Annotated in this window: 10 protein-coding genes; 7 read left to right on the top strand and 3 right to left on the bottom strand. The window is 61.3% G+C overall.

Translation table 11 applies throughout. The features are described 5' to 3' along the window. The first annotated feature begins 5 nt into the window (after nucleotides 1–5). The 3 genes from G7025_RS05485 (at nucleotide 6) to cobM (ending at nucleotide 1,904) form a co-directional block, all read left to right on the top strand. Complete coding sequence (locus G7025_RS05485; protein WP_181077222.1) at nucleotides 6–698, top strand: CbtA family protein; 693 nt, start codon at nucleotides 6–8, stop codon at nucleotides 696–698. Beyond that, nucleotides 695–1,087: a cobalamin biosynthesis protein gene (locus tag G7025_RS05480; protein WP_181077220.1), complete on the top strand. Its 393-nt coding sequence runs from the start codon at nucleotides 695–697 to the stop codon at nucleotides 1,085–1,087. Before G7025_RS05485 ends, G7025_RS05480 begins: the two co-directional genes overlap by 4 nt. A gap of 70 nt (nucleotides 1,088–1,157) precedes the next feature. Continuing rightward, nucleotides 1,158–1,904 carry a precorrin-4 C(11)-methyltransferase gene (gene cobM, locus G7025_RS05475; RefSeq protein ID WP_181077218.1) on the top strand — a complete coding sequence of 249 codons (747 nt, stop codon included), beginning with the start codon at nucleotides 1,158–1,160 and terminating at the stop codon, nucleotides 1,902–1,904. 343 nt (nucleotides 1,905–2,247) lie between these two features. Here the strand turns inward: cobM and nfuA are convergent, their stop codons facing one another. After that, nucleotides 2,248–2,832, bottom strand: coding sequence for a Fe-S biogenesis protein NfuA (nfuA, locus tag G7025_RS05470; protein ID WP_034097045.1), 585 nt, complete (start codon nucleotides 2,830–2,832; stop codon nucleotides 2,248–2,250). A gap of 94 nt (nucleotides 2,833–2,926) precedes the next feature. Further along, nucleotides 2,927–5,221: a fatty acid cis/trans isomerase gene (locus G7025_RS05465; RefSeq protein WP_181077217.1), complete on the bottom strand. Its 2,295-nt coding sequence runs from the start codon at nucleotides 5,219–5,221 to the stop codon at nucleotides 2,927–2,929. 164 nt (nucleotides 5,222–5,385) lie between these two features. On the opposite strand from G7025_RS05465, the gene metH reads away from it, so the two are divergent. The 4 genes from metH to G7025_RS05445 all read left to right on the top strand — a co-directional run bounded on the left by metH (nucleotide 5,386) and on the right by G7025_RS05445 (nucleotide 11,908). Beyond that, on the top strand, nucleotides 5,386–9,096 hold the full coding sequence (gene metH / locus G7025_RS05460; protein ID WP_181077214.1) for a methionine synthase: 3,711 nt from the start codon (nucleotides 5,386–5,388) through the stop codon (nucleotides 9,094–9,096). Nucleotides 9,097–9,167: 71 nt separating this feature from the next. Then, entirely contained in the window at nucleotides 9,168–9,377 is a 210-nt protein-coding gene (locus tag G7025_RS05455) for a DUF2970 domain-containing protein (protein ID WP_219855180.1), read from the top strand. 394 nt (nucleotides 9,378–9,771) lie between these two features. After that, nucleotides 9,772–11,430 (top strand): nitrite/sulfite reductase, encoded by a 1,659-nt coding sequence (locus G7025_RS05450; RefSeq protein WP_181077210.1) that lies wholly within the window; start codon nucleotides 9,772–9,774, stop codon nucleotides 11,428–11,430. Next, complete coding sequence (locus tag G7025_RS05445; protein ID WP_103734335.1) at nucleotides 11,414–11,908, top strand: DUF934 domain-containing protein; 495 nt, start codon at nucleotides 11,414–11,416, stop codon at nucleotides 11,906–11,908. The genes G7025_RS05450 and G7025_RS05445 overlap by 17 nt, the downstream gene beginning before the upstream one ends. Nucleotides 11,909–11,948: 40 nt before the next feature. Here the strand turns inward: G7025_RS05445 and G7025_RS05440 are convergent, their stop codons facing one another. Beyond that, nucleotides 11,949–12,353, bottom strand: coding sequence for a MerR family transcriptional regulator (locus G7025_RS05440; RefSeq protein WP_181077208.1), 405 nt, complete (start codon nucleotides 12,351–12,353; stop codon nucleotides 11,949–11,951). Nucleotides 12,354–12,401: the final 48 nt, after the last annotated feature.

Here is a 12,401-nt window from a genome sequence, read left to right as displayed (position 1 = left end):
CCGAGATGATCAAGCGTATTGCGCAAACCGCGGGGTTCACCGGCCTGCTGGCCGCCTTGCTGCTGACCCTGCTGCAAAGCTTCTGGGTGGCACCGCTGATTTTGCAGGCCGAGACTTTCGAGCAGGCACCGGCAGCCCATGAACACGCCGCCGGCACCGCCACGCACACCCACGACGCCGAAGCCTGGGAGCCGGAAGACGGCTGGCAGCGCGTGCTGTCGACCACCGCCGGCAACTTGGTGGTGGCCGTCGGTTTTGCCTTGATGCTGGCCGGTCTCTACACCCTGCGTGCCCCGACACGCACCGCCCAGGGCCTGCTGTGGGGCCTGGCCGGTTACGCAACCTTCGTGCTGGCGCCGACCTTGGGCCTGCCGCCGGAACTGCCGGGCACCGCAGCGGCTGACCTGGCGCTGCGCCAGACCTGGTGGATCGGCACCGCCGCGTCCACTGCGGTCGGCATCGCCTTGCTGGTGTTCGGTCGCAATGTGCTGCTCAAAGTCCTGGGCGTGGCGATCCTGGCGGTGCCCCATGTGATTGGCGCGCCACAGCCGGCCGTGCATTCGATGCTGGCGCCGCAGGCGCTGGAAGCGCAGTTCAAGATCGCCTCGCAGCTGACCAACATGGTGTTCTGGCTGGCCCTGGGCCTGATCAGCGCGTGGTGGTTCCGTCGCCATGGCGACAGTCATTACGCGGCATGACCCTCGTCGCCGGCCTGGGCTGCCAGCGAGGTTGCGAGGTGCACACTCTGTTGGCGTTGCTGGATGCGGCATTGGTCGAAGCAGGCGTCGAGCGCCGCCAGCTCGCTGCACTGGCGAGTATCGATCTGAAACAGGCCGAACCAGGGCTGCTGGCGTTGGCCGCAGCCTTGAACCTGCCCTTGTTGGACTTTAACGCCCGGCATCTGGCGGCGTATGAAGGGCGCCTGAGCCACAAATCTCTTGTGGCTTTTGCCCATACCGGCTGTTACGGCATTGCCGAGAGCGCCGCGCTGGCGGCGGCCGAACAGATCAGCGGCGCCCCTGCCAGGCTGCTGATCACCCGCCGCAAAAATGCCCACGCCACCGTGGCATTGGCCTGCACGGGTTAAAAACCCGATAATCGCCCTCCCCGATCATGAGTAATCTTCATGCTCGCCCGTTTTTTCACAGGAACGCTCCATGACCGTCTACTTTATCGGCGCCGGCCCCGGCGATCCGGAATTGATCACCGTCAAGGGCCAGCGATTGATCCGCAGCTGCCCGGTGATCATCTATGCCGGCTCGCTGGTGCCGGCCGCGGTGCTGGAGGGGCATCAGGCCTCACAGGTGGTCAACAGCGCTGAGCTGCACTTGGAACAGATCATCGAACTGATCAAGACCGCCCACGCCAAAGGCTTCGATGTGGCGCGGGTACATTCCGGCGACCCTAGCCTGTATGGGGCAATTGGCGAGCAGATTCGCTGCTTGCGTGAGCTGGGCATCCCGTTCCAGATCGTCCCCGGTGTCACCGCCGTTGCCGCTTGCGCGGCCTTGCTGGAAGCCGAACTGACCCTGCCGGATATCGCCCAGAGCGTGATTCTGACGCGCTATGCCGACAAGACCCGCATGCCTGCCGGCGAGGAGTTCGCCAGCCTGGCGCAACATGGCACTACCATGGCGATTCATCTGGGGGTCAACCATCTGGAAAAGATCGTCGCCGAACTGCTGCCGCATTACGGCGCGGATTGCCCGATCGCCGTGGTGCATCGCGCGACCTGGCCGGATCAGGATTGGGCGGTGGGCACGCTGGGGGATATCACCGAGAAAGTCGCCGCCAAAGGTTTTCGGCGCACGGCGTTGATTGTGGTGGGCCGGGTGCTGGCCAGTGACGGTTTCAGTGAATCTTCGTTGTATCGGGCGGGGCATGCACACCTTTATCGACCTTGATAAATAACCTTATAAATTAGATATAAGCTTTTGATTTAATTTATTTTTATAGGGGTGTATCAGTGGGCGGCTTGGTTGCTGATCCGGCGCTATCGGGGGCAAGCCCCCTCCCACAGTTGACCGCGTTCACTGGTCGCTGTGAGGTTGCTTCATGTGGGAGGGGGCTCGCCCCCGATAAGGACCTTCAGTAAACGAATATCGACGCTGACTCGCCAGAATCCCAGGCAAGCCTTCGCACTACCTGATCCAACTTATGAGATATATAGCGTAACCACCTGAATTTAAACCATAAAAAAACGGCGCTCACGGGGCGCCGTTTTTTTGTTTGCAGTGAACACCTTACTCAGTAGTAGGCGTTTTCTTTCTGCGTGTGGTCAGTCACGTCACGTACGCCCTTGAGCTCCGGAATGCGCTCAAGCAAGGTGCGCTCGATGCCTTCCTTCAAGGTCACGTCGGCCTGGCCGCAGCCCTGGCAGCCGCCGCCGAACTTCAACACGGCGATGCCATCCTCGACTACGTCGATCAGGCTGACCTGGCCGCCGTGGCTCGCCAGCCCTGGGTTGATTTCGGTTTGCAGGTAATAGTTGATGCGCTCGTTGACCGGGCTGTCGGCGTTGACGTTCGGCACCTTGGCGTTCGGCGCCTTGATGGTCAGCTGGCCGCCCATGCGGTCGGTGGCGTAATCAACCACTGCATCGTCGAGAAACGCTTCGCTGAAGCTATCGATATACGCAGTGAAGCTTTTGAGCCCCAGGGCGGTGTCTTCAGGTTTCTCTTCGCCAGGCTTGCAGTAGGCAATGCAGGTCTCGGCGTATTGGGTGCCGGGCTGGGTGATAAAGACGCGGATGCCGATACCCGGGGTGTTCTGCTTGGACAGCAGGTCGGCCAGATAATCGTGGGCGGCGTCGGTAATGGTTATGGCAGTCATGGAAACTCCTCACAGGCTTGCCGGCAGTTTACGCCAAATCATTACAGAGTTACAAAGTCCTAGTGTTTTTGTCGGAAAAGCCCAACCGCACACGTCAGAGGTTTTGATAACGGTTCATGTCCAGCACGCCCTCTTCCAATGGGGTGGTCTCGTGCAGGTAGCGCGACAGGTCGTGGAAGTACTTCCAGAACTGCGGATGGCTGCGACGCACGCCCCAGCGATCGACAATTTTCTCGAAGCTTTCGGCATCCTGGGCCTGCTCCATGCGGGAGACGAACTCCGGCACCTCCCCGGCGGGGAGATTGAATATGAAGTTCGGGTAGCTGCTCAGCACCCCAGGGTAGACCGTCAGCGTGTCCAGCCCTGGTTGATAGCGATACGCCTCGCCCAACAGGAACGCCACGTTACTGTGCGCACGGTTGCGCAACAGGCTGTAGACCTCACGTTTGCCGCCCGGGGTTTCGACGCGCAGCATCGTGGCTTCAGGCAATTGATTGATCACCTTGAGCCCTGCCGCCGGGCGTGAGGCGAGACGGCTGAGGGCCTGATCGACGTCCTGCAGCGCCGGGTCAATGCCTTCACGCGAGCAATAGGCACCGGCACACCGGTTGATCGGGTCGGGGCTGGCGTTCAAGTCGCCGTAGCGGGCGAGCAGTTGTTGGGCGAAATCGCGCTTCGGATCTTTTTTACCCAGGTGCAGGCCGGTGGGTGTGTCGTCGTCGATCGCTTCGTAGTCCAGCCACAGTTTGAGCTTGCCGCTGTTCTGGTACCAATCGTCGAGGTAGTCCTCACGGGCGTCGGCCGGCATCAGACGCAGGAAGTTCTGCTCGGCGCCATTGCGGATCAGGTCGAAGTACAGACGGGTCTGGGCCTGGTGCGATACGTTGCCGAATACATCGAAATTGACCACCAGCTGGTAATAGGTGCGCTCCAGCAACGGGTAATCGAACAGCCACATTGTCTGCGGCACCTCTCCAATCAGGCCTTTATTGACCGAGGCACTGTCGAAGTGACGAAAGATGCTCAACAACGCATTGTCATTGCCGGCCCACAGGGTCGACCAGCTGGGCGCCGGCAGGTCTGCGTAGCTGTCGCGGCGCAGCGCTTCGTATTGATTGCGCTTGTCGCGGTACTTGAGCCACAGGCTGAGCACACTGCCGACGTCATCGTTCTGCCCCGGCATGGCCAGCAACGGCGTGGCCTGGCCGCGATAACGTGCATCGGTGACGTACAGGTCATGGTCCGGGTCCTGGAACAACGCCCAGAAGTTGTCGCGGATCACGTCCGTGGCGATCTGCCCACGGCATACCGGCCCGCGAATAAACGTGCGCACGAAGTACTCGGCGTTATCCAGCATGAACTGGTAACGCGCCTTGGCCGGGATCGCCTCGAACGTTTCGAACGGGTTGGCGCGGCGACCGGGTCCGTAGCCCGGCAGCGCACTGACTTGCCAATCGCTGCCGTAAAACAGCGCTTTGATTCGCGCCATTTTGGCTGCGCTGAGTGGGTAAGTGATGTGGGTCTTGTGCACGATCACGCCCTGCACAGGCCAGAGACGGTAGTAGATCCGCGTGCCCGGATCATCGTTGGGGCGACGGGTGTTGATCAGGTCAATCGGCTGGCCGCTGGGGGTACGCGAGCGCACCCATTGGAAAAAGTGCCCCGACTCGCCACCGTCGAAATACAAATGGGCAATAAACAGGTGCTCGAACAACCAGCGCGCCACCAGGCTCTCGCGAGCGCCTGGGGCGTTAAGCAGGTTTTCCCATTGCAACACCTGCGCGGCTTCGCTGGCGCTTGGCGCCACGCCTTGCTCATCGATGCTGGCCCCGGACGCCAGCCAGCGTTGCAGTGTCTGGTATTGCGCGTCGGTCAGCCCGGTGACCGCCAGCGGCATGCCTTCGTTGGGATGCGCGCCGGCATAGGCGTCGAACTCCCCCGGCAAGGGGCACATGTTTTCGCGATTGAGGCCCAGCACTATGTCGTCCGGCAGTTTGCCGTTGGGCGTCAGCGGACTACGGCGATGACCCAGTTCCAGCATGCGCGCCATCAAGGCAGCCTGGCTGCCCTGGGCATCCAGTACCGAGCTGAACCCCTCGCGTTGCCAGGCGGCTTTACCGAAGGCGTCGTAGAACAGACGCGTCGGTTTGGTTGCCTGGCTGCGTTCGCCATCGTAGACCGGTACTTTGCTCGCACCCCGTGCCGCGCCTTCGCCGCTGCCCAGGTTCAACTGGCAGGCGGAGTCGTAACACGCATGGCAGGCCACGCACTTCTCGGTGAAAATCGGCTGGATATCGCGGGTGTAGGAGATCGCCGGTACGGGACCCTGCGCCTGGACAGTGCTGGCGAGCAAGGCCAGCACGGCCCCGACGAGTAAACGAAGTGACATGGATCGGTCCCGAATCAAGGGGTGCGCAGAAAAATTGGCGGTGATTCTACCGGGCCATGCAGCGGGGCAACATGAACGATATTCATGCAAATCCAGGCATGCTCAAAATCGGCACAGGTTTGCTATGATCCCTACCCTCCGTAATGCCTGACCAGAGTAGTCCCATGTCCGATCGTAGCGCGCGTCTGCAAGCCCTTCACCACGCCCTCAAGGAACGCATCCTGATCCTCGACGGTGGCATGGGCACGATGATTCAGAGCTATAAACTGGAAGAACACGACTACCGGGGCAAACGCTTTGCCGACTGGCCCAGCGACGTCAAGGGCAACAACGACCTGCTGGTGATCACCCGTCCGGACGTGATCGGCGGGATCGAAAAGGCTTATCTGGATGCCGGTGCCGACATCCTCGAAACCAACACCTTCAACGCCACGCGCATTTCCATGGCCGACTACGGCATGGAAGAACTGGCCTATGAACTGAACGTCGAAGGCGCGCGCCTGGCGCGCAGGATTGCCGACGCCAAGACCGCCGAAAACCCGGCCAAGCCGCGTTTCGTCGCCGGCGTCCTCGGCCCTACCAGCCGCACGTGCTCGCTGTCGCCCGACGTCAATAACCCCGGCTATCGCAACGTGACCTTCGATGAACTGGTGGAAAACTACACCGAGGCCACCAAGGGCCTGATCGAAGGCGGCGCCGACCTGATCCTGATCGAAACCATTTTCGACACCCTCAACGCCAAAGCCGCGATCTTCGCCGTGCAAGGCGTGTTCGAGGAGCTGAACCTTGAGCTGCCGATCATGATCTCCGGCACCATCACCGACGCCTCCGGCCGCACCCTGTCGGGCCAGACGACCGAAGCGTTCTGGAACTCGGTGGCCCATGCCAAGCCGATTTCCGTGGGCCTGAACTGCGCCCTTGGCGCCAGCGAACTGCGCCCGTACCTGGAAGAGCTGTCCAACAAGGCCAATACCCATGTGTCGGCGCACCCCAACGCCGGCCTGCCTAACGAATTCGGCGAATACGACGAGTTGCCCGCACAAACCGCCAAGGTCATCGAAGAATTCGCCCAGAGCGGCTTTCTCAATATCGTCGGCGGTTGCTGCGGCACCACGCCGGGGCATATCGAGGCCATCGCCAAGGCCGTGGCCGGTTACGCGCCGCGCGTGATCCCGGACATTCCCAAGGCCTGCCGCCTGTCCGGGCTGGAGCCGTTCACCATCGACCGCAGCTCGTTGTTCGTCAACGTCGGCGAACGCACCAACATCACCGGTTCCGCCAAGTTTGCCCGGCTGATCCGCGAGGATAACTACACCGAAGCCCTGGAAGTCGCCCTGCAGCAGGTAGAAGCCGGCGCCCAGGTGATCGACATCAACATGGACGAGGGCATGCTCGATTCGAAGAAGGCCATGGTGACCTTCCTCAATCTGATTGCCGGCGAGCCGGACATCTCCCGCGTACCGATCATGATCGACTCCTCCAAGTGGGAGGTGATCGAGGCCGGGCTCAAGTGCATCCAGGGCAAGGGCATCGTCAACTCCATCAGCATGAAGGAAGGCGTCGAGCAGTTCATTCACCACGCCAGGCTGTGCAAACGCTACGGCGCGGCGGTGGTGGTAATGGCGTTCGACGAAGCCGGCCAGGCCGACACCGAAGCGCGCAAGAAAGAAATCTGCAAACGCTCCTACGACATTCTGGTCAATGAAGTGGGTTTTCCGCCGGAGGACATCATCTTCGACCCGAACATCTTCGCGGTCGCCACCGGCATCGAGGAACACAACAACTACGCGGTCGACTTTATTAATGCCTGCGCGTATATCCGCGATGAGCTGCCCTATGCGCTGACATCCGGCGGCGTGTCCAACGTATCGTTCTCGTTCCGTGGCAACAACCCGGTGCGCGAAGCGATCCATTCGGTGTTCCTGCTGCACGCGATCCGTGCGGGACTGACCATGGGTATCGTCAACGCCGGCCAGTTGGAGATCTACGACCAGATACCGGCCGAGCTGCGTGATGCCGTGGAAGACGTGGTGCTCAACCGCACGCCGGAGGGCACCGACGCCCTGCTCGCCATCGCCGACAAGTTCAAGGGCGACGGCAGCGTCAAGGAAGCCGAAACCGAAGAGTGGCGCGGCTGGGACGTCAACAAGCGTCTGGAGCATGCGCTGGTCAAGGGCATCACCACCCATATCGTCGAAGACACCGAGGAGTCGCGACAGTCATTCGCGCGCCCGATCGAAGTGATCGAAGGCCCGCTGATGTCGGGGATGAACATCGTTGGCGACCTGTTCGGCGCCGGCAAAATGTTCCTGCCCCAGGTGGTGAAATCCGCCCGCGTGATGAAACAGGCCGTGGCCCACTTGATCCCGTTCATCGAGCTGGAAAAAGGCGACAAGCCGGAAGCCAAAGGCAAGATCCTGATGGCTACGGTGAAGGGCGATGTGCACGATATCGGCAAGAACATCGTGGGCGTGGTGCTGGGGTGCAACGGTTATGACATCGTCGACCTCGGCGTGATGGTACCGGCGGAGAAAATCCTGCAGGTGGCCAAGGAGCAGAAGTGCGACATCATCGGGCTGTCCGGCCTGATCACGCCGTCCCTGGACGAGATGGTGCACGTGGCGCGCGAGATGCAGCGCCAGGACTTCCACCTGCCGCTGATGATTGGTGGCGCCACCACCTCCAAGGCGCATACGGCGGTGAAGATCGAGCCCAAATACAGCAACGATGCGGTGATCTACGTGACCGACGCCTCGCGCGCAGTGGGCGTGGCCACGCAACTGCTGTCCAAGGAATTGAAAGCCGGCTTTGTCGAGAAGACTCGCCAGGACTACATCGAAGTGCGCGAACGCACCTCCAACCGCAGCGCGCGCACCGAGCGCCTGAGCTACGCGGCGGCCATCGCCAAGAAGCCGCAGTTCGACTGGGCCGGCTACACCCCGGTAACGCCGACCTTCACCGGCGCCAAGGTGCTGGACAATATCGACCTGAGGGTGCTGGCCGAATACATCGACTGGACGCCGTTCTTTATTTCCTGGGACCTGGCCGGAAAATTCCCGCGCATTCTCACCGATGAGGTGGTGGGCGAAGCGGCGACCGCGCTGTACGCCGATGCCCTGGCCATGCTCGACAAGCTGATCGACGAAAAACTCATCAGCGCTCGTGCAGTGTTCGGTTTCTGGCCGGCCAACCAGGTCGACGAGGATGACCTGGAAGTCTACGGCGACGATGGCCAGACGCTTGCCAAGCTGCATCACCTGCGCCAGCAGATCATCAAGACCGATGGCAAGCCGAACTTCTCCCTGGCCGACTTCGTCGCGCCCAAGAGCAGTGGCGTCACCGACTACATCGGCGGTTTTATCACCACCGCCGGCATCGGCGCCGAAGAAGTGGCCAAGGCGTACCAGGACGCGGGCGACGACTACAACTCGATCATGGTCAAGGCCCTGGCCGACCGCCTGGCCGAAGCGTGCGCCGAGTGGCTGCACCAGCAGGTGCGCAAGGAACATTGGGGTTACGCCAAGGACGAACAGCTGGATAACGAAGCGCTGATCAAGGAGCAGTACAGCGGCATCCGCCCTGCCCCCGGCTACCCGGCGTGCCCGGATCACACCGAGAAGGCGCAACTGTTCCAACTGCTCGACCCCCAAGCCCGCGAAATGCAGGCCGGGCGCAGCGGCGTGTTCCTTACCGAGCACTACGCCATGTTCCCGGCGGCGGCGGTCAGCGGCTGGTACTTCGCCCACCCACAGGCGCAATACTTTGCCGTGGGCAAGATCGACAAGGATCAGGTCACCCGCTACGCCGCGCGCAAAGGCCAGGACCTGGCCGTGACCGAACGCTGGCTGGCGCCGAACCTGGGCTACGACAACTGATCCCTGGGCGTCGCGCCGGCACGTGACGGATTGTCTATGCTGTCCCTCATACACCGAGTGTGGAGGGACCTATGGACGAGCACAAACCGCCGACCTTCTGGCAGATGCTGCACAGCGTGGTGGCCGCCGCCTTCGGCGTGCAAAGCGGCAAGAATCGAGCCCGTGACTTCACTCACGGCAAGCCCAGCCATTTTGTGGTCCTGGGCATCCTGTTTACGCTGGTGTTTGCACTGACCCTGTTCGGCATCGTCAAGCTGGTGCTGCACGTGGCCGGCGTTTAACGCAGCAACGCGTCCACCAGGTTGCCGATCCGCTCGACACCGGCCTGTTACTGATGGCTGACCCAGAAAACGGCGGTGCCCACGACCAGGATAATCAGGAACAGAATGGCCCATGCATCCACGGTACTGTCGGGTTTACGGGCTTTTGTAGGATTGCTCATCGCATCGCCTCTTGTCGGTTTTATAGGTGATCGCACTAAGACTCGATGACAGTAAAGTCGATGATTGCCCGCATGACAAATAAGGGTATCGAGAGAATCCTTCGCATTAGACATTTTGGTTATTTGCATATACTCAAACATCACTTTTGCGCATAAACGCAAACTGGTATCGTGCGCCGGCTCCGTTGGGAGTGCGCGGCCGTGCGCGCAGATTTGCCGAGAACAGGACCTATATGTACGTATACGACGAATACGATCAGCGCATCATCGAGGACCGCGTCAAGCAGTTCCGTGATCAGACCCGACGCTATCTGGCAGGTGAACTGAGCGAAGAAGAGTTCCGCCCTCTGCGCCTGCAAAATGGCCTGTATGTTCAGCGCTTTGCGCCGATGCTGCGCGTGGCCGTGCCTTACGGCCAGCTGACGTCGCGCCAGACACGCATGATGGCCAGGATTGCCCGCGACTACGACAAAGGCTATGCCCACATCAGCACCCGTCAGAACGTGCAGTTCAACTGGCCGGCGCTTGAAGATGTGCCGGACATTCTGGCTGAACTGGCCACCGTGCAGATGCACGCGATCCAGACCAGCGGCAACTGCCTGCGCAACGTAACCACCGACCAATTCGCCGGGGTAGCCGCCGATGAGCTGATCGACCCGCGCCCCTGGTGTGAAATCATTCGCCAGTGGACCACCTTTCACCCCGAATTCGCCTACCTGCCGCGCAAGTTCAAGATCGCCGTCAATGGCTCGACCTCGGACCGCGCCGCTATCGAAGTTCACGATATCGGCCTGGAGCCGGTGTACAACGCCGCAGGCGAGCTGGGCTTCCGTGTCCTGGTCGGTGGCGGCCTGGGCCGTACCCCGGTGGTCGGCGCGTTTATCAACGAGTTCCTGCCGTGGCGGGATCTGTTGAGCTACCTCGACGCTATCCTGCGGGTCTACAACCGCTACGGCCGTCGCGACAACAAGTACAAAGCCCGGATCAAGATCCTGGTCAAGGCGCTGACCCCTGAGGTGTTCGCCCAGAAGGTCGAGGCCGAGATGGAACACCTGCGCGGTGGCCAGACCACCCTGACCGACGCCGAAGTGCATCGCGTCGCCAAGCATTTCGTCGACCCCGAGTACAAGGCCCTGAGCAATCAGGACGCCGAACTCGCCGCCCTCGACCAACAACACCCAGGCTTCGCCCGTTGGCGTACGCGCAACACCCTGGCGCACAAGAAGCCGGGGTATGTGGCCGTGACCCTGTCGCTCAAGCCCACCGGCGTCGCCCCGGGCGACATCACCGATAAACAGCTGGACGCGGTTGCCGACCTGGCCGAGCGCTACAGCTTCGGCCAGCTGCGCACGTCCCACGAACAGAACATCATCCTGGCGGACGTGGAGCAGAGCCAACTGTTCACCCTCTGGGGAGAGCTGCGCGAGAACGGTTTCGCCACGCCGAACATCGGCCTGTTGACCGACATCATCTGCTGCCCGGGCGGCGACTTCTGCTCCCTGGCCAACGCCAAGTCGATCCCGATCGCCGAATCAATCCAGCGCCGTTTCGACGACCTGGACTACCTGTTCGACATCGGTGAGCTGGACCTGAACATCTCCGGGTGCATGAACGCCTGCGGCCACCACCACGTCGGCCATATCGGCATTCTGGGCGTGGACAAAAAAGGCGAAGAATTCTACCAAGTGTCCCTGGGTGGCAGCGCCAGCCGCGATGCGAGCCTGGGCAAGATCCTCGGCCCGTCCTTCGCCCAGGAAGCCATGCCTGACGTGATCGGTAAACTGATCGATGTGTACATCGAACAGCGCACCGAAGATGAGCGTTTCATCGACACCTACCAGCGCATCGGCATCGACCTGTTCAAGGAGCGCGTCTATGCAGCGAATCATTAAGAACAACGAAGTCGTCGACGAAACCTGGCACCTGCTGCCCAAGGACGCGAGCTTCGACGGCATTTCCAACTGCGACGACCTGATCGTGCCGCTGGCGCTGTGGCGCGAACACGGCCATGCCCTCAAGGCCCGCGACGGCGGCCTGGGTGTGTGGCTGGACGCCGATGAAGAAGCCGAAGAAATCGGCGCGGACGTGGAGCACTTCCAGGTCATCGCCCTGAATTTCCCGGCCTTCACCGACGGGCGCAACTACTCCAACGCCCGCCTGCTGCGTGATCGCTACGGTTACAAGGGCGAACTGCGGGCGATCGGCGACGTATTGCGCGACCAGTTGTTCTACCTGCACCGCTGCGGCTTCGATGCGTTCGCCTTGCGCGCCGACAAAGACCCGTACGAAGCGCTGGAAAGCCTGAAGGATTTCTCGGTGACCTACCAGGCCGCCACTGACGAGCCGCTTCCGCTGTTCCGTCGCCGCTGAGTTGGCGCACGTGAAAAAGCCTTGGCATGCCAGGGCTTTTTTATCGGTTGAGTTTGATCGACGCCAGCACCTGCTTCTGCCCCATCGAGCACGGCACGCCTTCCGGCTGTGCCCGTACCGCCTCGATCACGCCCAGCAACTGCGCTTTGCTGTGCGCCAAATGCGCCTGCATTTCTTCGATCTGCTGCACCTTGCGCTGCAGCGCCTCAATCAACTCCTCGCGCTTGTGCTCCCCCGGCGCCGGCATGAGCGCCTTGAGTTCCTGCAAGGTAAACCCCGCCTGTTGCGCGCTCTGTATCAACTGCAAGGTCTGCAACGCTTCCGGTGCATAGCGCCGATAGCCATTGGCTTGACGCCCCACCTGGCTGATCAGTCCTTCGGCCTCGTAAAAACGAATGCGCGAGGCGGCCAGTCCACTCTGTTTTGCCAGCTCTCCGATATTCATTGCGATACCTGCTTGACATTAAAGTTAACTTTAAGCTTAGCCTGAGGC

The organism is Pseudomonas lurida, assembly GCF_013522705.1.
GTDB classification, from domain to species: Bacteria; Pseudomonadota; Gammaproteobacteria; order Pseudomonadales; family Pseudomonadaceae; genus Aquipseudomonas; species Aquipseudomonas quebecensis.
Note: the sequence above shows the minus strand (reverse complement) of the source record. Positions and strands in the feature narration are given on the sequence as shown.

Coding starts and splice junctions, on each gene's coding strand:
- G7025_RS05445 (WP_103734335.1), top strand. CDS start 11,414: ATGCAGCGAATCATTAAGAACAACGAAGTCGTCGACGAAACCTGGCAC.
- G7025_RS05485 (WP_181077222.1), top strand. CDS start 6: ATGATCAAGCGTATTGCGCAAACCGCGGGGTTCACCGGCCTGCTGGCC.
- metH (WP_181077214.1), top strand. CDS start 5,386: ATGTCCGATCGTAGCGCGCGTCTGCAAGCCCTTCACCACGCCCTCAAG.
- nfuA (WP_034097045.1), bottom strand. CDS start 2,832: ATGACTGCCATAACCATTACCGACGCCGCCCACGATTATCTGGCCGAC.
- G7025_RS05480 (WP_181077220.1), top strand. CDS start 695: ATGACCCTCGTCGCCGGCCTGGGCTGCCAGCGAGGTTGCGAGGTGCAC.
- G7025_RS05465 (WP_181077217.1), bottom strand. CDS start 5,221: ATGTCACTTCGTTTACTCGTCGGGGCCGTGCTGGCCTTGCTCGCCAGC.
- G7025_RS05455 (WP_219855180.1), top strand. CDS start 9,168: ATGGACGAGCACAAACCGCCGACCTTCTGGCAGATGCTGCACAGCGTG.
- G7025_RS05440 (WP_181077208.1), bottom strand. CDS start 12,353: ATGAATATCGGAGAGCTGGCAAAACAGAGTGGACTGGCCGCCTCGCGC.
- cobM (WP_181077218.1), top strand. CDS start 1,158: ATGACCGTCTACTTTATCGGCGCCGGCCCCGGCGATCCGGAATTGATC.
- G7025_RS05450 (WP_181077210.1), top strand. CDS start 9,772: ATGTACGTATACGACGAATACGATCAGCGCATCATCGAGGACCGCGTC.